Here is an 18,104-nt window from a genome sequence, read left to right on the forward strand (position 1 = left end):
AAAAAAAGACCTCTAACGGATAGTCGTTGAGGTCTTTTTTATAGTCGTTTTTTACAGACAGTCTCTTAAAAATAACGGTTTAATTGACTATCAAAAAAAGCTAGCCGCCGCCCACTGCTTGAACTACTTCGATATTCATCCCTTCAGCAATACGAATTTGCTCAAGCTCACTCTTTGGAATCAGTTCACCATCGACTTCGACTGCATAGCGACCGTTACTGAGTCCCAATTCATTAATGACCAGTTGTACCGTTTGATGAGTGGTTTGTAGTTTTTTACCATTCACAATAATATTGCTCATAATATATACTCCTTAAGTATTCAGAATTCCTTTTTTGCTAATCTATATTTATCGTATTGATTACTGCCGATTGCATGGTTAGCAAAATATTTGCAACCTCTAAACGGATACATTACTTAAGCGAAACGTCGACACTGTCAGCCACAACCAACCAGCAATCATAAGAACGCCACCGATAGGGGTAATCGCCCCAAACCAACGCGGCGCGCCAAGTGTCATCGCATATAAACTACCAGCAAAAATAATCACGCCAATCTGTAGTAACCATGCCGTCGCTTGGGTCGCATAATTAAGACGAATCAGTATGCCAACGAGCAATAATCCAAGCCCATGTATAAACCAATATAAAGTCGCCGTCTGCCACCATTCGAGCTGCTGAGTGCTGACCATAGCTTTGAGACCATGAGCACCGAAAGCGCCTAAAGCAACGGCGATAGCCATATTAATCGCCGCGATACCTATCCAATTTAGCATGGCAAAACTCGTGTTATTGATTGGGGCTTTTTATATCGGAGAGTCAAACGTTTACTGAAGATCATCTGGCAAAATAACACTATCAATGGTCATCGCCTCGCGGATTTTATCCATGGCATTCTTTTCGATTTGGCGTACGCGTTCTGCAGAGATAGAATAGACTGCTGCCAATTCGTGCAAGGTTGATTTTTGCTCGGACAGCCAGCGCTGCTCGACGATATCACGTGAGCGATCGTCTAAGGTATCCATCGCAGCAATTAAGGCTGATGAGTTGTTTTCTTCCCAGTCAGACTCTTCGACAATCTCGGCAGGGTCGATGCCGTCTTCTAAAAATAATTGCGGCGCATAGCGTCCGTCGTCGTCATCACTCGATTGCGCTTCAAATGACGCATCGTACGAAGTCAGACGCGATTCCATCTCCAGCACTTGCTTGCGGGTAACATTTAAGTCATTGGCAATCGCATCGGCTTCTTCAAGCGTCAACTGGTTGTTGGTCTTTTTTAGACTGCGTAAATTAAAGAACAATTTACGATGCGCCTTGGTAGTCGCGACTTTAACAATTCGCCAGTTACGAATGACAAACTCATGAATCTCCGCTTTAATCCAATGCACCGCAAACGATACTAGACGTACGCCTTTATTAGGATCAAAGCGTTTCACTGCTTTCATTAATCCTAAATTACCTTCTTGGATTAAATCCGCTTGTGGCAAACCATAACCTGAGTAACTACGTGCAATATGAATCACAAAGCGTAAATGCGACATCACGAGCAGACGTGCAGCTTCCACATCACCTTCATCATAATAGCGATGAGCAAGCTCCTGCTCTTGGGTCGGCGTCAAAATAGGAATTTGGTGTACAGTATTAATATAGGCGCCCAAGTTCACCCCAGGCGCGGACAAATGCGTTGGCATAGCAGGTACTAAATCACGCGTGCTAGTGTCTTCAAACGCACTGGCATCATAAGGTGGACGCTCAGCAGCAGCTTTCAATGCCGCATCACGTGCTTCATTTATTTCAGGAGCGACGCTGTCTTTTTTACGTGTTGGTGCAGCGTTAGTAGAGGTATTAGCCATATTCTTGACCTTGGTTAAATAGATAAGCAAACAGTCAGATAAAATCTTTATAGTGGTAATTGTAAAGGATAGCGACGCTTAGTTGCTATCAGTTTTGGTAATGATGAAGTGATATATTGTATCAACAGAATATTTAGATTTGCTAGCCACGGCACCTTCGTTAGCTAATACCGTTGCTTGATTGATTACCAATGATAGCGGGTTAAGCGCGTCTGTTCGCAGGCTTTGTTGACAAAAAGCCATAATATCTGCTTGAGAGTTTGGGTCAGTGGCGACTACGTATAATGATTCGCCAGTTGCCACATTACGTAGCGCCACTTTAGTTTTTAACAACGGCATTGGGCAGGCGAGTCCACGACCATCTACCAAATTTTTGATATTAAGGACAGGTTTGCTTAAGTCTTTTATATCGTTGAGGTTGATTTCATTATTATTGTCTGTTGGTAGTAAGCCTAGCAGCTGCATTATCGATTGCTGCTCTATTTCAGACAAAGTCTCTGCCAAACATATCGGATAAGAGGCTCGTACCATGATGGCTTGGCGATCAGCGGACATAAAATAAACCTTTAAAGTATCTATAATGAAATTTTATACTCAAATCTAATATTTAAGTTTGAAATATTTATTGGTTTCGATGTTCTACTATTTCGTGGCTGTTCTTTTACGATGCAGCATGTATCATGGCCTGCCATTATAGCAAATTGCCGCTCGTCAATTGCAGTTGAATATAGTCATCATAATATTTGATCAATCAGAACGACTGGTGAGCATGGGTTTCTAGATTTTCCTAATAGACGTGCTCAATAGGTTTACATAGTCATGTTGCGCAATAGTGACGCCCTGCGGAGTTATTGGTAGCGAAACGCAGACTGCAATTGACCTTGAATAGACAAGATCGTATAGTCAAAAGGACGTTATGATTACTCGCATAGGATACGCACTTGTATTACTCTAAAAGACAATCGATGCTTGAGAAACCAGTCATGAATGCACAGGATAAAAGTGTTGTCACTCATTATTCAAACATGCAGACATGGTCGTTCTCTAAGCTTGTAAATCGCCATCTGTCGCCAACGCTTGCGCTGAAATTAGCAGTATCATCACTATTGTTAGCCTGTACAAGCGTAGCCTATAGCAAGAGCCAAGCTGTGCCATTGAGCTATGATTCGTGGCAATCGACTGGCACAGAAGAGTTGAATTTGCCTAACCTGCGCGGTCAAGGACTGAGCTTCGACGAACAATATCAGAATAAATTGCTTGGCGAATGGTCATTAAGAAATATCAATGGTAGCGTGAAAATGGAGCATGACCCTTGGATTCAAGAAACCGTCAAAGAGATGACTTGGCGGCTAAATGCGCAAGCGCGCCAGCAAGCACCGCTCGGCTTAGTGATTATTGATAACCCCAGTATTAATGCGTTTGCTGCACCAGGTGGTGTCATTGGTCTGAATACAGGAACGATATTGGCCGCCCATAGTATGGATGAGCTTGCTAGCGTTGTAGCTCATGAGGTGGCTCATATTAGCCAGCGTCATTATGAGAGCAGTGTTGATGAGCGCAAAAAAGCCTTACTGATGCAAATAGGCGGTGTGCTCGCTGCGATTGCCGCATCCGCTGTCGATGGTGATGCGGCAGCGGCAGTGATGATGGGTAGCCAAACTGCCACTATGAATAGCAACATGGCTTTTAGCCGTAATAATGAGCGTGAGGCTGATCGAGTTGGTATGCAAATTATGAACCAAGCCGGTTACGATCCACGGGCGATGCCGCGTTTCTTTGCTACCATGAATCAGAAAAGCCAGATGAATCAGACCGCCAATCAGTTCTTACCCAGTTTTATACGCTCGCATCCATTGAGCAATGAGCGCTTAAGCGAATCGCAAAGTCGTGCTCAACGTTATAATTCGTTGCCATTGAATCAGCAGCAGCGCCATCAAGCGTTGTTTGATCTGCTGCATTGGCGCGTACAAAGTACGGGTAAGCATGTCTCTGAAACGGCATTGACGACTGCGGCAAAGAATAGCGTTGGGGCAAAGTTGGCGCTGATGCATTGGTATGGCGAGCAGCAACGTTTTAAAGAGGCCAACGATGTGTTTGTTGAGCTGTCAGCCTTACCAGCTGCAAAGCGCCAAGTGTTAGAGCCGTTATTATCCATTACCCAAAGCCAAATTCTAACTGAGCAAAATAAATGGCAACAGGCTGCTGAAGTGCTAGAAAGTCAGCAGCGCCTTTATCCAGAGCGCCGTGATTTACGTCTGTATTTAGCGGAGGCATTAACCAACAGCAATCAGCCAACCAAAGCGCAAGCATTACTCAAGCCATTGACCGAGCAGCAGCCCAGTGACCGCTATGCTTGGCAGAGTTTGCAATTGGCCAATGAAAAACTGGCAAAAACCACAGACTCACCGCTGCTTGCAAACATCGCAACGATTAATGCGCTTCGCTATCGCAGTCATGACCAGCTGTGGAGTGGACGCTATGAGCGCGCGCTGACTTCTTTGACACAAGCCAAACAACTGACGGCAAAGTTGCAAAATACGGCCCAAGCCAGTAGCGCGCGTCCGATACTCGCCAATATCAATGCCGAAATCAAAGCAGTAAAAACCGCCAAAGACTTTAAGCCTTAGGCGGTTATTTGTAGAGTTTGAGGTTCATACAAGGTTTTATAATAGAATGGCTTGATGGTAGCTATTGATCACTGATTTTAATAAAAGCCAGCTTTCATTTTACCAATCTTGCAGTCTCTATTAGCCTTGCAATGCCTCTTTGATCAGTTTTGAGATTAAGGCAGGGTCAGCACGACCCGCGGTTTTAGTTTTCAGTACACCCATCACGCTACCCATATCGCGCATCGATGTGGCGCCTTGTTCAGCGATTTCTGCATTGACCAAAGCAGCAAGTTCGGTATCATCCATTTGTTTTGGCATATATTCATTGATAATATCAATCTCAAACTGCTCTTTGGTCGCCAAATCATCGCGCCCGTTTTCGGTAAAAATAGTCAACGACTCATGACGCTGTTTGAGCTGTTTTTGTAATATCTCCAATACTTCGGCATCATCAAGCTCTGTTTGACGGTCAATTTCAATCTGTTTGATCACCGCTTGTACGTTACGTAATACTTTGACCCGTTCAATCTCACGTGCTTTCATAGAGACGATGATGGTGTCAGTTAAGGTCTGTTTAAGTTGGCTCACTGTTATTATTCCTTATGAGTATTAATAAAATATTTACGTAAAATTTGGCTGCTATTTTTTAGCTTGGTAATAACGTTGCAATAAGTAATAGCCTTGCAATAAAAATTGTCATAAAAAAAGCTGTCAGCAGTAATAATAAAAATTGTAGCATAAAAAACGCCACTGATATCATTGGATAACAGTGGCGTTAGTGTAGCGCTGGTACTTAGCTAATCGAATAATCGATTAGTACATACGAGTGGTACGAATAGTTTCGCGTTGTAATTTCTTTTTATAACGCTTTACTGCAGCAGCTGCTTTGCGCTTGCGTACTTGCGTTGGTTTTTCATAAAACTCACGCTTACGTACGTCTGATAATACGCCAGCTTTTTCACAAGCACGTTTGAAACGACGGATAGCGATGTCAACTGGTTCGTTTTCTTTAACCTTAACTGCAGGCATGAAGACTCCTTGATTAGGATGAGATATAAGGGCATTAGTTTGGCTGTGTATTAGTATTTAGCCGTAATATCTCAACATTACCGGCATCAGCTCAAACTAGGATAGTCTTGCGCAATAGCACAAGGGCGCTTATTTTAATAAAAAATAGCAGCAAAGTCAAAGGCTTTAGCGTATCTATCTTTAAATATCAGCAAATAACAGTGAATGATAGCTTACTCAGCAGTTTAAATTTAACTAGGTATTGTTTTAAGCAGAAGTGTTATTATTTTTAATAATCTTTTAACAAATAATTAATAAATCATGGACAAAACGCCTGTTTGGTAATAACAGCTTATATAAAGTCTATGATATGATGAGTTTAGTTTACTGCTTGATATTACAGCAAGACTCTACAACCTTTTTATACCAGTCATATTGAGGATTTTTGAATGAAAAGCGGCATGAAAAAAACAGCGATAAATACAGCATTATGGACAACATTGGTTCTCACTATGGGCGTAAGTTTAAGTGCTTGTAGCAGTGAAAAAGAAGAAGCTGGCGCAGAGTCAGGCGAAGTTTTGGCAATAGACAGAGTTGATGATGCCGCAGCACTTGCCCGCACAAATGCCCCTAAAGCAGAAGATATGGATTTTCCAGAAACTGCGCCCATGCCAACTGCTGATGTTGCAGCAGATGCGGCGGCTACTGTTACTGCGAATGCGGAAGGAGACGCAGCGGTTGCTGATACGTCAGCAACGACTGCTACCGACAGCGCGGGTACAGAGGTTGCTGTAGCGGATAGTGCGGATATGCCAGCTGCTGATGCGACTACTACTTCCGAAGCTGAACCAGCGACCAATTAATAACGGTGAATAAGTAGAAGCACTTAGTAACACCACTTAATAGGTAATAGCGCTCAATGACTAGCGTGAATCAGCATTGAGTTTTGTCACTAACAATCCATAGATGAAGGAATAACTATGACTATTAAACAAAATACGATGAACAAAAAATCAGCTGTTAAATTGGCACTGTCAGGCATAAGTCTTAGTGCGTTGTTAGCACTTAGTGCGTGTAGTGGCGGTGATAATACCGCTGCTGATGAGCCTGCTGCTGTCAATGAAACTGAGACTGTGGTCGTAGAGCCAGAAACACCGGTTGCAGAACCTGCAGTGGTTACTCCTGAGCCTATGGTTGAGCCTGAGCCTGCTGAAGTGACGGTAGTAGAAACTGAAGAAGCTGCTGCTGAGCCTGTAGTCTTAGCAGCTGACACTGGTGCTAAACTGTATGAAAAACAGTGCAAGGTCTGCCATGAAAATGGCTTATTAGCAGCACCGAAATTCGGTAATAAAACAGATTGGGCACCACACCTTGTCAAAGATATAGACACGCTACGTATGCATTCTGCGAAAGGCTTCAACAAAATGCCAGCGCAAGCTAACGCTGAAGTGAGTGAAGCTGAAGTTCATGCGGCCGTTGATTATATGGTAGCTGCTGTTAGCTAATATTAATTGTTGAAATTTGATAGAATAACCGCCATTGTACGCTAACAGTGGCGGTTTTTTTGTGACTGCTAAACCCTTACTGTTATTAAGTTTTAAGATAAGAAAAAATTAAGTTGAGCAAAGTAACGTAATTGAGCAAAGCAACGTAATAAAGGCAAAGACATGAAAGTATTGGGTTTAGAGACCTCTTGCGATGAGACCGGTCTGGCGATTTTCGATAGTGAGCAGATACATAGCGAGAATAAAGGTCTGCTGGGGCAAGTGCTGTATTCACAAATAGAGCTACATGCACTCTATGGTGGCGTCGTGCCTGAGCTTGCCAGCCGCGACCATATTCGTAAGCTAGTGCCTTTATTTAATGAGCTATTAGAGCAGTGCGATATTACTAAAGATGACATTGATGCCATCGCTTATACCAAAGGTCCAGGGCTCATCGGTGCCTTGATGACGGGTGCCTTATTTGGTCGCAGTTTGGCATATGGCTTAGATATTCCAGCTATTGGTGTCCATCATATGGAAGGGCATTTGCTAGCACCGCTGATGGGGGCAAATCCACCCGCGTTTCCGTTCGTGTCGCTACTGGTTTCAGGTGGTCATACCTTGTTGATTGCCGCTCATGGCATTGGTCAATATGAAATACTGGGCGAATCAATCGACGATGCGGCAGGTGAGTGCTTTGATAAAGCAGCTAAAATGCTGAGCCTAGAGTACCCCGGTGGTCCTAATATTGCTAAACTAGCTGAAACGGGAAATCCTAATGCTTACAGTCTACCAAGACCGATGTTACACCGCGGTTTGGACTTTTCTTTTAGCGGTATGAAAACGGCTGTACACAACCTTATTAAAGATACGGATGGTTCTGGGATAGGTTCTGATAGTGACCCACAAGTCCGTGCTGATATCGCTGCCAGCTTTCAACATGCAGTCGTTGATACACTGGTGAAGAAATGTGTTAAAGCCCTTAAGCAAGCAGAGATGAGTCGGTTAGTCATTGCCGGCGGAGTCAGTGCCAACAGCCATTTGCGTGAAACTTTAGAGACCGAACTGGCTAAAATAAACGCAACTGTGCATTATGCGCCGCCAGCCTTATGTACCGATAATGGCGCGATGATTGCTTATGCTGGTTATGAGCGCCTGCAAGCTGGGCAATTTGATGGTTTAGCCGTCAGCTGCGTTCCACGTTGGCCGATGACCGAATTGCCTGCGCTGTAATTGCCAGCAGTATGGTTTTTTTGCTTATTAAAATGGCATTCATTAAGAAAAGAAGGATTACATCATGCAGTGGCTCGCTATCGGTTTAGGGGCAGCAATCGGCGCATGCTTAAGAGGATGGCTGGCGCGCTTTAACCCGCTACATAGCTGGATACCACTCGGTACACTCGGCGCTAATGTCTTAGGTGGGCTACTTATTGGGCTGGCGTTAGTCTGGTTTGAACGGGTTGGTAGCGGATTATCTGATAATGTTAGATTATTTGTTATCACCGGTTTTTTGGGCGGCCTGACCACTTTTAGTACTTTTAGCGCTGAGGTATTTACTTTTATTAGTGAGGGTCGATTGTTAGCAGGTTTGGGATTGATAGGGTTGCATGTAGGATTAACGCTATTAGCAACCGCGCTTGGGTTTTATTTCTTTAAGTTTGTTTTATAGGCGTAAAGCTATGGTTTCTTAATAAAGCTAAAGCGGTTTTACTATCCCTTCTAATAAACTGGCAAACCCTTGCATATAAGCGGTATCCTGACTTGATGTGCGCGTTGCTGCATACAGCTGACAATAAACGCCATTACCCAATGGGCGCGATACTACCCAGCCTTTTTTCTCATATTCGGCAACGACCCAATCAGGTAGCGCTGCCACACCGCGTTCGCTGGCCACTAGTTGTATTAGCATGGCGGTCAGCTCAGTGGTGCGAATATTTTTAAAACTGACCTGCTCTGGGGTCATAAAATTCGCAATAATATCGAGGCGCTTGGCTTCTACCGGATAAGCAATCAAGGTTTCTTCGATTAAATCGTTTGGACGAATGAAATGTTGTTCTGCCAAATCATGGGTAGGCGACAGTACCAAACGGCTCTCGTACTCAAACAATGGCTGATAGCTAATGCCTTCTATCGGCAAATTGCTGGTCGTAATCAGCAGATCGATATCACCTTCCATCAATAAATGATGCGGCTCAGGTTCAAAACCCGTGGCAAAATCCAGCTCAACATCTGACCATTCACGGCGATAATGATTCAGTATCGGCATCAACCAATCAAAGCAGCTATGACATTCAGAAGCCAAGCGCAACCTGCCTGCTTGACCGTGAGCTAAACGCTTGAGGTTGGCTTTGGTGCGGGTGACTTGCGGCATGATGCTGTCGGCAAGCGCCAATACCGTTTTGCCAGCTGGCGTAAAGGTAAGGGGTCGCGTTCGGCGATTAACCAAACTGATATCGTAGTAATTCTCTAGCTCTTTTAACTGATGCGAGACAGCAGAGGCAGTGACATGCAGCTCATCGGCAGCAGCGGCCAATGAACCATGTGCGCGTAGCGCAGTTAGCGTATTAAGATGACGAAGCTCTAACATAAAATAATCTAACCACCGAAGTTAAAGGAATAAGAAATACTGAGTTGGATAAATGATTAAAAAACGCTCATTGTTACTTTATTTACTTTAAGAATATTTTTAAATTAAAATTAAAATTAACGTCGACGTAGCAATAACTGGGAGATGACTACCAAAATTAGTGAAGCAACTAGCAATATCGTACCAATGGCATTGACCTCAGGTTTGAGACCCACACGCACCATTGAATAGATACGTAGCGGCAAAATCTCATAGCTAGGACCGGTCACAAAGGTCGATACCACCACATCATCTAGCGATAACGTAAAGGCGAGCAGCCAACCTGCCATCACTGCTGGAAAGATAACAGGAATCAATACCGTACGCACCATCGTTGATTCACTTGCACCCAAGTCTCTTGCCGCTTCCATCAGCCGCTCATCCAAACTGCTCAATCTTGCAAAGACAGTAATGACCACAAATGGTAGGCAAAAAGTAATGTGAGCTAGTAACAGCGATACAAAACCCAGCTGCAGTCCAATTAATAAAAATAGCGCCAGTAGCGATATTGCCAATACAATCTCAGGCGACATCATCAGCACAAATAGTAAGCCATTTAACAGACTTTTACCGCGAAAATTATAGCGATGTAAAGCAAGCGCTGTCAGTGTGCCGATGATCGTTGATACCGTGGCTGCAACCAAACCTAAGACAATAGAATGCCAAAAGGCATCAAGCATTGCTTGATTGTTAAATAAGGATTCATACCACTTTAAACTAAAGCCGCCCCAGTTATAACCAACTTTTGATTTATTAAAGGACATCACCACCAAAACAAGGATGGGTAGATATAACATGGCATAAATCAAACCGAGATAGCCTTTGGCGGCAATACTACCAAACTTTATGGAGCTTTTATTTTTCGTCAACTTATTATTCATTGAGCGGCTTAGTTGATGATCTAGTGAATTATCAGACATTAGGCCACCTCATTAAAATCAGTTTTGCCAATGCGGCGGCTACTGGCGCGGTAGGCGAGTAGTAATACTGCCATCGCCAGTGTCAATAACACGCTAGCTGCAGCACCAAACGGCCAATCACGCGCATCTAAAAACTGGTTTTTAATAATATTACCAACCAGTAAGTTGCGTGAACCGCCTAAAATATCTGCCACGTAAAACATACCCATCGCTGGTAGTAGTACCAAAAGTACCCCTGATATAACCCCAGGAGTGGTCAATGGCAGTACCACATGCCAAAAAGTTTGTCTTTTTGAAGCACCCAAATCCTGTGAGGCGAGCAGCATATCATCGCGTAAGTCGCTAAAGACTGCATACAGTGGCAGCACCATAAACGGAAAGAGTAAATAGGTTAGACCTGCAACTACCGCCCCTTGTGTATATAAAATATCAATAGGGGTATCGATAACGCCTATCGCGAGTAACGATTTATTGATCAAGCCATTATTGGCAAACAATAATTTAAGCGCATAGGTTCGCACCAAAGAGTTGGTCCAAAATGGCAATATTAGCAGTAGCATTAATAAGGGCTGCCAACGCCTGCTGACTCGAGAGACAAACCAGGCAAAGGGGTAGCCCAATAATAAGCAAATAATCGTGGTAATTCCTGCCATCCATAATGAATGTACAAAGACATCAAAATAGAGCGGATCAATCATGCGCACATAGCTATCAATGCTGACAGGCAGGCTAATAAAAGCCGTACTGTCACGCGTTAAAAAGCTGACCGCAATCACCAGTATATTGGGCAAGAGCGCAAAAATGAGTAGCCAGCCCCAAATCAGCCACAGCGTTGCCGTACGAAAAGGACTTTTATTGCTTATGCTAGTACCTGCCATTAGCGGATATCCTTTCTGGCAGATAAATTGCCAGCTAAATTGGCAGATTGATGATTCACCTCATTATCAAGCGTATCGTCTTCTGGCAAAACCCATTCCCAGCCATCAACCCATGACACTTTTACACCTTCATTAAGCTTATAATCAAAGCTTGGATCGTCCTCATCGAAGAATTCAGAGGCTTTAATAATATGACCATTGGTCAGCTCAATAATCGAATCTAAGGTACTGCCTTTATAGTTACTTTCGATAACGCGTCCCAGTAATCCGCCATGTTCTTTATCGTTCGGGTCATAAATCCGTAAATCCTCAGGTCGTAGCAATAAATTCACCATATCGCCGACTTGGACCTCATTGGCAAAGTTAGGACGGCGCAAATTCCGCAAAGTGGTCGGACCCTCTTGCATTTGTGCCTCGCAAACTTCAACTTCAATACGCCCATTGGTCACTAGCCCATCACGGTCTGGCTGCTCAGGGTAGACGCCCTTAACTTCGGCCTTAAATAAATTGGTCTCACCGATAAATTTGGCCGTAAATAAATTGGCAGGGGTTTCATAAATCTCAATAGGGGTGCCAATCTGTTGAAACTTACCGTCTTTCATCACCGCGATACGGTCAGACATCGACAATGCTTCTTCTTGATCGTGAGTGACAAAAACAAAAGTAATGCCCAGCTCACGTTGCAAGCGTTTAAGCTCCGACTGCATTTGCAGGCGCAGCTTATGATCGAGCGCCGATAAAGGCTCATCGAGCAATAATAATTTAGGACGATTGATCACTGCCCGTGCAATCGCAACGCGCTGCTGCTGACCACCGGACAAATCCTGCGGTCTGCGATTGGCAAGGTGCTCAAGTTGTACCATAGCTAGCATTTCGCGCACCCGCGTTTGAATCTCATCTTTAGGGACTTTTTTAAGCTTAAGACCGTACGCCACATTTTGCGCGACTGTCATATGTGGAAATAACGCATATTGCTGAAACACGGTATTGACCGGACGCTTATCCGCTGGCAAGCCTGCCATCTGTAAGCCATCTAAATAAATCGCCCCTGCATTTGGCTGCTCAAAACCGGCAATCAATCGCAACAAGGTTGTTTTCCCGCAGCCTGATGGACCAAGCAGCGTTATAAACTCACCATGCTTAATGTCGAGATTGATATCTTTTAGGACTTCCGTTTGATCATAGGTTTTTTTTAGACCAGTCAGTTGCAGCAAAACCTTGTCAGCGTTGGGTGACGCAGGAATGGTCTGCGTATATAAACTTGATTCGGTCATAAGGTTTTTTCCTAAGCATCCAATAGGTCAGTACTGCTATTTATCTAGGACGCTGTAGTTAAGGTGGTTTGATATGGGTGTGAGTAAGCGATGGGTAACGATATAATCTGGTTGCTGTGTATTATAACAAACCCTTGATATAAATTAATGCAAGTTCGTTATCGGTTAGTTGGGTTATGTCGTCATCACAGTAAAAGGCACTCTGATAGGCTTTTATGCCTTTATTTTTACGTTTTACTTATGTCTTTATAAGTTGTCTGCTGCTGGTTTTTGCAAGTTTAAATAGGTCTGTCTTAATATAGTGATATTGAAATAAATTTTTTTACCATGTTTTTTGCCTTATTCCTATACAATCATTTTGTGTATGATAAATACAATGCTATTTACGATAGCAAAACCTTAGCTACACTATTTTGAACAAGATAACGCTAGAGCAATTTATAATTTTAACTATTTTAATCATCAAGGATTTCTTATGCCTAACGATACACGCCCAAAAACAGGTCAAGAAGCACTGGCGCTTCTCAAACAAGGCAATGTGCGTTACATTGATAGTTTGACAAGCACTGATCCCTGCATGCAAAAGCGCCCAGAACTCATCAGTGATCAAGACCCTATTGCCATTATTTTGGGTTGTTCAGACGCACGCGTCCCAGTTGAGATTGTGTTTGATCAAGGATTGGGTGATTTGTTTGTTATCCGTGTGGCGGGCAATGTGGTTGCGCCCTCGCAAATTGGTTCGGTTGAGTTTGCCGCCGAAAAGTTCGGTACTAAGCTGGTCGTGGTGCTTGGGCATTCGCATTGCGGCGCTGTAACCGCTTGCGTAGAGGCGCTTATTAATCCTGAGCAGAATTATTCTCCCAACTTACAATCAATCGTTGATCGTATCCGTCCAAGCGTTTATAACCTGCATGAGCTGGCGACCGCCAACGGCCAAGATGTGGATGCTGATGAGCTGGTTGATCGCTCAATACGTGCCAATGTCCGCATGTCGGTCAGCCAATTGAAACATGGTTCGCGTGCCTTAGAAGACTTAACTAGCAGTGGTCAGTTGCTTGTCGTTGGTGCAGAATATAATTTAGAGACGGGAAAGGTGCGGTTTTTAGATGCCTAATAGACGTTTATAACTATATATTTATAGTTATACAGCTATCATGATTGATGCATGTCAGAATTAAGACCGTATCGACTGTTAAATATGAGAATAAATTAAATATTGGAATAACTATGACTAATCCTGCCACTTTTAATAATGACCAATCATCGCAAGCCCAGCCTGAGAGCAGCGTAAAGGCCGAGGGCGTTCAGCCTATCTCGGCACAGACGTCAGGCTATACGTTTAACCATACGATGCTGCGCGTTAAAGACCCTGCTAAGTCATTGGAGTTTTATACTGGTGTCTTAGGAATGACATTGCTGGCGGTAAAAAAATTCCCTGCGATGGGTTTTGATTTGTACTTTTTAGCCAAGCTTACCGAGAGCGAGCGTGAAAATTTGCCATCAGGCGATGATTTAGAGATTTTTGCGTTCAGACAGCGCGGTATTTTAGAATTGACCCATAATTATGGTACCGAGACAAAAGCTGACTTTAGCTACCATGATGGCAACCAAGAGCCACAAGGCTTTGGTCATATCTGCTTTAGTGTGCCTAACCTTGATGATGCGGTGACTTGGTTTGATAAAAATAATGTTGAATTCAAAAAACGTCCGGATGAAGGCAGCATGAAGCATATCGCTTTCATCAAAGACGTCGATGGCTACTGGATTGAAATCGTACAAGCAGATTTGATGGGTTAAATGATTCATAAATCAAATGACTCGTAAATTAAGCGATTAAAAAAGCCACCTGATCTTTTGCTCAGGTGGCTTTTTTGTACTGCTACAGACGCATTACTTAGTCGTCTTTCTTGACTTGAAAGTCTGTATGGCATGATTTACAGCTGTCACCAACAGGTTTGAAAGCTGGCATCACCTCATCAATGCTGGTCGCTGACTGTGCAGCAGTAGCCAGCTCAGCAGTTACTTTTTGAAAATTCTCTGCTTCTGCTTTAAAACCATCAGCATTTGACCATACTGCATCTTTAGCACCACCCACTGCTTCCGGATTATTAAAATGGTTCCAAGGTTTTTTAGACTCTTCTGCTAAAAATGTTGCTTGCTCTTTAAATACTTCTGCATCAAAGGTATCAGGCTCTTTTGCCATACCACCCATCACTTTCATTGAATCGCCAAAGTTTTTCATGATGTCTTGACGGGCTTTGACGTCAGGGTCAACTGGTGTACTACACGCTGTTAGACCTAAAGTTGCTGCCATCAGTGTGATACCGAAGATTGATTTTAATAGTTTATGATTAATTACTTGAGTCATGTGTATTGATCCTTTATACGTAGATAATAAAAAGGTGGCGTAGCATATACATGCTCGTCACCTAAATTGGCTTGCTGCTATTAAATTTTTTTATATGATATTTTTAATATCTGCTTTATTAATATATTCTTTATTAATATCCTAAAATACAGTTTTTCACGATGCTGGAAATACTTACTATCCTATATTAAACAGCAAGAGGCTTAAGTAGCATAGGGCGATAGCGTGATTTTTTGTAAAATAGATTAAATTGTCCTATAAATTAGCTTTAAATAATGACCAGTACTTGTTTTGAATAACAGCTTACTTAAATAGTAAAGGTCAGCATGGATAGCTGACCTTTATAACTACTGTGATAAGTAACTAATATGACAAGCAATGACTATCTATAAGCTTTTTTAACCGATATAAATAAGCAGTTGATAAATATTTATTATGCAAGCACTTGTACACCGTCTGTTGGTTATTATGCCAATTTCGACTATAAAGTCAACCAATCGCGCGGTTTTAGATAGAAATCAGTCAATTCAAACTCAGACGATCCTTCGACAGGCTCAAAGCGATAATGCCAGCTTGCAAGCGGTGGCATACTGACTAAGATAGATTCGATACGCCCGTTGCTTTGTAAACCAAACAGCGTACCTCGGTCATAAACGAGATTATATTCGACATAGCGTCCGCGACGATATAGCTGAAATTCACGCTGTGCTTCGGTATATGGTGTTTCTTTATTTGCCTCAAAGATGGGTAAAATACCCTCAAGGTAGCCATTACCGACGGCTTGCATGAATTTAAAACAAGTCTCAAAATCCCAGCCACGACTCTCAACGTTGACATCATCATAAAACAAGCCGCCAATACCGCGCTGCTCATCGCGGTGACGTAGATGGAAATATTCATCACACCATTGCTTAAAATCAGGATAAACGCTATCACCAAATGGGGCGCAGAGATCGTGACAGACTTGATGCCAATGTACGCAGTCAGCAAGGACTGGATAAAACGGAGTCAAATCAAAACCGCCACCAAACCACCAAATCGGCTCTTCGCCTTCTGCTTCGGCAATAAACAAACGCACATTAGCATGGCTAGTAGGGACATTGGGGTTTCTGGGGTGAACGACCAGCGATACACCCATCGCTTGAGCTTTACGACCAGCAATATCAGGATGGCGCGCGGTTGCTGAAGCAGGCAAGTTATGGACATGAATATGGCTAAACATAACACCAGCTTTTTCAATAACTTCGCCATCTGCTAACACACACGAGCGACCACCACCGCCTTCAGGGCGCTCCCAATCGTCAGGAACAAAGGTTGCTGGTTGATTGTTATCAGTGCTGCCGTCACGCTCTTGTGCCTCTAACGCTTGACAGATACGTGCTTGCAAATCCACCAAAAACTCACGCACGCGCATGATATCGTTATTGCTCGGCGTCACTGCTGAGGCTATTATTGAAAGCTCTGTATCATTGTTTATATTTGGAATATTCATAAAATATCTAATTATTTACTATTTGTTAAGGTGTAAGGCGGTATTGAATTCTTTATCAAACAGATGTCCCATGCGATCGCGCTTGGTCGCTAGATATTCAGCATTCATATCGTTAACCCCAACGACTAACGGCACCCGTTCAACGACATCAATTCCATGCTCCGTTAAGTAAGCAACTTTATCAGGGTTATTGGTGATAAGGCGTACAGCATCAACGCCGACATGGGCAAGCATGGGTCCGCACATATCATAAATACGCGCATCAGCCGGTAAGCCTAACATAAGATTGGCATCTAACGTATCGTGTCCCTGATCTTGCAGGGCATAAGCGCGAATTTTATTGGTCAGACCAATACCTCGACCTTCTTGGCGCAAATATAAGATAGCGCCGCAGCCCATCTCTTGTATCGCCTGCATAGCAGTATTCAGCTGTGGACCGCAATCACACTTCAAGGAGCTAAAAGCATCACCGGTCAAGCACTCAGAATGAATACGTATCAGTGGAACAGGTCGCTCTGATAATGTCGCATTTTTTTGATTTAATACTGCATCATGTGGGTGTGAAGTGTCGATAATATTCGTGTCATTGACCACAGAGAGACCAACGGTGAGCATCACGTGCTCTTGACCAGCATCGTTTTCAAAGATATGAATATCAAACTCGCCGTGACGAGTAGGCAGCTTGGCGCTAGTGATAAATTGATATGACATTAATGTCCTGCATAAGCCGATCATCGTGGCGGTATTTTAGTATGGGTTTTTTATAAAAATAGCATGCTGATAGTGTTTATGATAAAAACACACAAAGTTCACAGACGACGCACGATGATTAAAGCGACAATTAAAAATAAATGCTATTATGCCATACTATTTTGACGGATACAGTGACAAGTCTTCGCCCTTACATTACTATGTCGTCACTAACGTTCGATATGACTGAAAAAAATAAGGCATAATAGTCTTTAGAACAGCGCTAAGCATGACAGCGTTAGCACTATTGCCTTATATTAAACAGCGTGTTTTTCGTTATCCGCAGCGATAAAAGCGGTATCAATAATTGTATAGCCGATGACATCAATGAGATCAATGATGGCGTCGCTATTATTAACGCCACTTAGAATAGAGTCATGTTATTGTTATAAATATAGCTATATTCTAAGGTAGCATTTTGTCAGCAGATTGGTAGGTATCGTACGTTTTATGCAGCAGTCACCTTATTCCCCACAGTCTCAGTCATTATCTGCGTCAGCCATTGCTTCTGCTGCACCGCTATCAAACCTGCAACAGACTTATGCAGCGATTCCACGTGAGCGTCCACATACGCCACTGCTTGATACTGTAGATTTACCCGCTGATCTTAAAGCTTTTAGCACCGATCAGCTAATAACATTGGCTGATGAGCTACGGCTCTTTTTGTTGTATTCAGCGGGTCAAAGTGGTGGTCATTTCGGTGCCAACTTAGGCGTGATTGAGTTGACCGTGGCGCTGCATTATTTATTGGATACACCGCAAGATCAGATTGTTTGGGATGTTGGTCATCAAGCGTATGCCCATAAAATACTGACGGGTCGCCGTGAGCAGTTAGGTACTATT

Annotated in this window: 21 protein-coding genes; 8 read left to right on the forward strand and 13 right to left on the reverse strand. The window is 43.2% G+C overall.

The window, feature by feature from the left end; genetic code table 11:
* Positions 1–100: 100 nt before the first annotated feature.
* The 4 genes from thiS to CAN34_RS05705 all read right to left on the reverse strand — a co-directional run bounded on the left by thiS (position 101) and on the right by CAN34_RS05705 (position 2,407).
* The gene (gene thiS, locus CAN34_RS05690; protein ID WP_079690736.1) at positions 101–301 is read right to left on the reverse strand and encodes a sulfur carrier protein ThiS; all 201 of its coding nucleotides are present in this window, start codon (positions 299–301) and stop codon (positions 101–103) included.
* A 99-nt stretch (positions 302–400) separates the two neighbouring features.
* The gene (locus CAN34_RS05695) at positions 401–775 is read right to left on the reverse strand and encodes a DUF423 domain-containing protein (RefSeq protein WP_089554829.1); all 375 of its coding nucleotides are present in this window, start codon (positions 773–775) and stop codon (positions 401–403) included.
* A 51-nt stretch (positions 776–826) separates the two neighbouring features.
* Complete coding sequence (gene rpoH, locus CAN34_RS05700) at positions 827–1,690, reverse strand: RNA polymerase sigma factor RpoH (protein ID WP_197684676.1); 864 nt, start codon at positions 1,688–1,690, stop codon at positions 827–829.
* Positions 1,691–1,930: 240 nt separating this feature from the next.
* Complete coding sequence (locus CAN34_RS05705) at positions 1,931–2,407, reverse strand: sulfurtransferase TusA family protein (protein WP_089554830.1); 477 nt, start codon at positions 2,405–2,407, stop codon at positions 1,931–1,933.
* Positions 2,408–2,817: 410 nt separating this feature from the next.
* Here CAN34_RS05705 and CAN34_RS05710 point away from each other — a divergent pair, with 410 nt between their 5' ends.
* Positions 2,818–4,479 (forward strand): M48 family metalloprotease, encoded by a 1,662-nt coding sequence (locus CAN34_RS05710; RefSeq protein ID WP_089554831.1) that lies wholly within the window; start codon positions 2,818–2,820, stop codon positions 4,477–4,479.
* A gap of 120 nt (positions 4,480–4,599) precedes the next feature.
* Here CAN34_RS05710 and CAN34_RS05715 read toward each other — a convergent pair whose 3' ends face one another.
* Together CAN34_RS05715 and rpsU are read right to left on the reverse strand one after the other, a co-directional pair.
* Entirely contained in the window at positions 4,600–5,049 is a 450-nt protein-coding gene (locus CAN34_RS05715) for a GatB/YqeY domain-containing protein (protein WP_089554832.1), read from the reverse strand.
* Between the two features lie 225 nt (positions 5,050–5,274).
* Positions 5,275–5,490 carry a 30S ribosomal protein S21 gene (gene rpsU / locus CAN34_RS05720; protein WP_079690742.1) on the reverse strand — a complete coding sequence of 72 codons (216 nt, stop codon included), beginning with the start codon at positions 5,488–5,490 and terminating at the stop codon, positions 5,275–5,277.
* 428 nt (positions 5,491–5,918) lie between these two features.
* Between rpsU and CAN34_RS05725 the strand changes: the two genes are divergently transcribed.
* From CAN34_RS05725 to CAN34_RS05740, 4 genes are all read left to right on the forward strand, one after another.
* Complete coding sequence (locus tag CAN34_RS05725; protein ID WP_254423105.1) at positions 5,919–6,332, forward strand: hypothetical protein; 414 nt, start codon at positions 5,919–5,921, stop codon at positions 6,330–6,332.
* Positions 6,333–6,449: 117 nt separating this feature from the next.
* Positions 6,450–6,974: a cytochrome c5 family protein gene (locus tag CAN34_RS05730; RefSeq protein WP_089554833.1), complete on the forward strand. Its 525-nt coding sequence runs from the start codon at positions 6,450–6,452 to the stop codon at positions 6,972–6,974.
* 162 nt (positions 6,975–7,136) lie between these two features.
* A complete protein-coding gene (gene tsaD / locus CAN34_RS05735) occupies positions 7,137–8,186 on the forward strand; it encodes a tRNA (adenosine(37)-N6)-threonylcarbamoyltransferase complex transferase subunit TsaD (protein WP_089554834.1) in 1,050 nt (349 codons plus the stop codon).
* Positions 8,187–8,250: 64 nt separating this feature from the next.
* Positions 8,251–8,622: a CrcB family protein gene (locus tag CAN34_RS05740; protein WP_089554835.1), complete on the forward strand. Its 372-nt coding sequence runs from the start codon at positions 8,251–8,253 to the stop codon at positions 8,620–8,622.
* 27 nt (positions 8,623–8,649) lie between these two features.
* On the opposite strand, the gene CAN34_RS05745 is transcribed toward CAN34_RS05740, so the two are convergent.
* From CAN34_RS05745 to potA, 4 genes are all read right to left on the reverse strand, one after another.
* Entirely contained in the window at positions 8,650–9,540 is an 891-nt protein-coding gene (locus CAN34_RS05745; RefSeq protein WP_089554836.1) for a LysR family transcriptional regulator, read from the reverse strand.
* Positions 9,541–9,656: 116 nt separating this feature from the next.
* Entirely contained in the window at positions 9,657–10,499 is an 843-nt protein-coding gene (potC, locus tag CAN34_RS05750; protein ID WP_089554837.1) for a spermidine/putrescine ABC transporter permease PotC, read from the reverse strand.
* The gene (potB, locus tag CAN34_RS05755; RefSeq protein WP_089554838.1) at positions 10,499–11,377 is read right to left on the reverse strand and encodes a spermidine/putrescine ABC transporter permease PotB; all 879 of its coding nucleotides are present in this window, start codon (positions 11,375–11,377) and stop codon (positions 10,499–10,501) included. The genes potC and potB overlap by 1 nt, the downstream gene beginning before the upstream one ends.
* Positions 11,377–12,651, reverse strand: coding sequence for a spermidine/putrescine ABC transporter ATP-binding protein PotA (potA, locus tag CAN34_RS05760; protein WP_089554839.1), 1,275 nt, complete (start codon positions 12,649–12,651; stop codon positions 11,377–11,379). The genes potB and potA overlap by 1 nt, the downstream gene beginning before the upstream one ends.
* A 475-nt stretch (positions 12,652–13,126) precedes the next feature.
* On the opposite strand from potA, the gene CAN34_RS05765 reads away from it, so the two are divergent.
* Positions 13,127–13,765 (forward strand): carbonic anhydrase, encoded by a 639-nt coding sequence (locus CAN34_RS05765; RefSeq protein ID WP_079690750.1) that lies wholly within the window; start codon positions 13,127–13,129, stop codon positions 13,763–13,765.
* Between the two features lie 113 nt (positions 13,766–13,878).
* Complete coding sequence (gene gloA, locus CAN34_RS05770; protein ID WP_089554840.1) at positions 13,879–14,448, forward strand: lactoylglutathione lyase; 570 nt, start codon at positions 13,879–13,881, stop codon at positions 14,446–14,448.
* 97 nt (positions 14,449–14,545) lie between these two features.
* Here the strand turns inward: gloA and CAN34_RS05775 are convergent, their stop codons facing one another.
* The 3 genes from CAN34_RS05775 to ribA all read right to left on the reverse strand — a co-directional run bounded on the left by CAN34_RS05775 (position 14,546) and on the right by ribA (position 17,222).
* A complete protein-coding gene (locus CAN34_RS05775) occupies positions 14,546–15,019 on the reverse strand; it encodes a cytochrome c (protein ID WP_089554841.1) in 474 nt (157 codons plus the stop codon).
* 481 nt (positions 15,020–15,500) lie between these two features.
* The gene (hemF, locus tag CAN34_RS05780) at positions 15,501–16,511 is read right to left on the reverse strand and encodes an oxygen-dependent coproporphyrinogen oxidase (RefSeq protein ID WP_089554842.1); all 1,011 of its coding nucleotides are present in this window, start codon (positions 16,509–16,511) and stop codon (positions 15,501–15,503) included.
* A gap of 18 nt (positions 16,512–16,529) precedes the next feature.
* Complete coding sequence (gene ribA / locus CAN34_RS05785) at positions 16,530–17,222, reverse strand: GTP cyclohydrolase II (protein WP_079690753.1); 693 nt, start codon at positions 17,220–17,222, stop codon at positions 16,530–16,532.
* 489 nt (positions 17,223–17,711) lie between these two features.
* Here ribA and CAN34_RS05790 point away from each other — a divergent pair.
* Positions 17,712–18,104, forward strand: a 393-nt coding sequence (locus CAN34_RS05790; protein ID WP_302476512.1) for a 1-deoxy-D-xylulose-5-phosphate synthase N-terminal domain-containing protein, incomplete at its 3' end; no start/stop codon positions are given.

Origin of the sequence: Psychrobacter sp. DAB_AL32B, assembly GCF_002224105.1 — a bacterium.
In the GTDB taxonomy this organism is placed as follows: domain Bacteria; phylum Pseudomonadota; class Gammaproteobacteria; order Pseudomonadales; family Moraxellaceae; genus Psychrobacter.

What these genes read in the sequence shown, in the direction of transcription:
- thiS (WP_079690736.1), bottom strand. Translation starts at nt 301, where the DNA reads ATGAGCAATATTATTGTGAATGGTAAAAAACTACAAACCACTCATCAA.
- CAN34_RS05695 (WP_089554829.1), bottom strand. Translation starts at nt 775, where the DNA reads ATGCTAAATTGGATAGGTATCGCGGCGATTAATATGGCTATCGCCGTT.
- rpoH (WP_197684676.1), bottom strand. Translation starts at nt 1,690, where the DNA reads ATGCCAACGCATTTGTCCGCGCCTGGGGTGAACTTGGGCGCCTATATT.
- CAN34_RS05705 (WP_089554830.1), bottom strand. Translation starts at nt 2,407, where the DNA reads ATGTCCGCTGATCGCCAAGCCATCATGGTACGAGCCTCTTATCCGATA.
- CAN34_RS05710 (WP_089554831.1), top strand. Translation starts at nt 2,818, where the DNA reads ATGCTTGAGAAACCAGTCATGAATGCACAGGATAAAAGTGTTGTCACT.
- rpsU (WP_079690742.1), bottom strand. Translation starts at nt 5,490, where the DNA reads ATGCCTGCAGTTAAGGTTAAAGAAAACGAACCAGTTGACATCGCTATC.
- CAN34_RS05725 (WP_254423105.1), top strand. Translation starts at nt 5,919, where the DNA reads ATGAAAAGCGGCATGAAAAAAACAGCGATAAATACAGCATTATGGACA.
- CAN34_RS05730 (WP_089554833.1), top strand. Translation starts at nt 6,450, where the DNA reads ATGACTATTAAACAAAATACGATGAACAAAAAATCAGCTGTTAAATTG.
- tsaD (WP_089554834.1), top strand. Translation starts at nt 7,137, where the DNA reads ATGAAAGTATTGGGTTTAGAGACCTCTTGCGATGAGACCGGTCTGGCG.
- CAN34_RS05740 (WP_089554835.1), top strand. Translation starts at nt 8,251, where the DNA reads ATGCAGTGGCTCGCTATCGGTTTAGGGGCAGCAATCGGCGCATGCTTA.
- CAN34_RS05745 (WP_089554836.1), bottom strand. Translation starts at nt 9,540, where the DNA reads ATGTTAGAGCTTCGTCATCTTAATACGCTAACTGCGCTACGCGCACAT.
- potC (WP_089554837.1), bottom strand. Translation starts at nt 10,499, where the DNA reads ATGTCTGATAATTCACTAGATCATCAACTAAGCCGCTCAATGAATAAT.
- potB (WP_089554838.1), bottom strand. Translation starts at nt 11,377, where the DNA reads ATGGCAGGTACTAGCATAAGCAATAAAAGTCCTTTTCGTACGGCAACG.
- potA (WP_089554839.1), bottom strand. Translation starts at nt 12,651, where the DNA reads ATGACCGAATCAAGTTTATATACGCAGACCATTCCTGCGTCACCCAAC.
- CAN34_RS05765 (WP_079690750.1), top strand. Translation starts at nt 13,127, where the DNA reads ATGCCTAACGATACACGCCCAAAAACAGGTCAAGAAGCACTGGCGCTT.
- gloA (WP_089554840.1), top strand. Translation starts at nt 13,879, where the DNA reads ATGACTAATCCTGCCACTTTTAATAATGACCAATCATCGCAAGCCCAG.
- CAN34_RS05775 (WP_089554841.1), bottom strand. Translation starts at nt 15,019, where the DNA reads ATGACTCAAGTAATTAATCATAAACTATTAAAATCAATCTTCGGTATC.
- hemF (WP_089554842.1), bottom strand. Translation starts at nt 16,511, where the DNA reads ATGAATATTCCAAATATAAACAATGATACAGAGCTTTCAATAATAGCC.
- ribA (WP_079690753.1), bottom strand. Translation starts at nt 17,222, where the DNA reads ATGTCATATCAATTTATCACTAGCGCCAAGCTGCCTACTCGTCACGGC.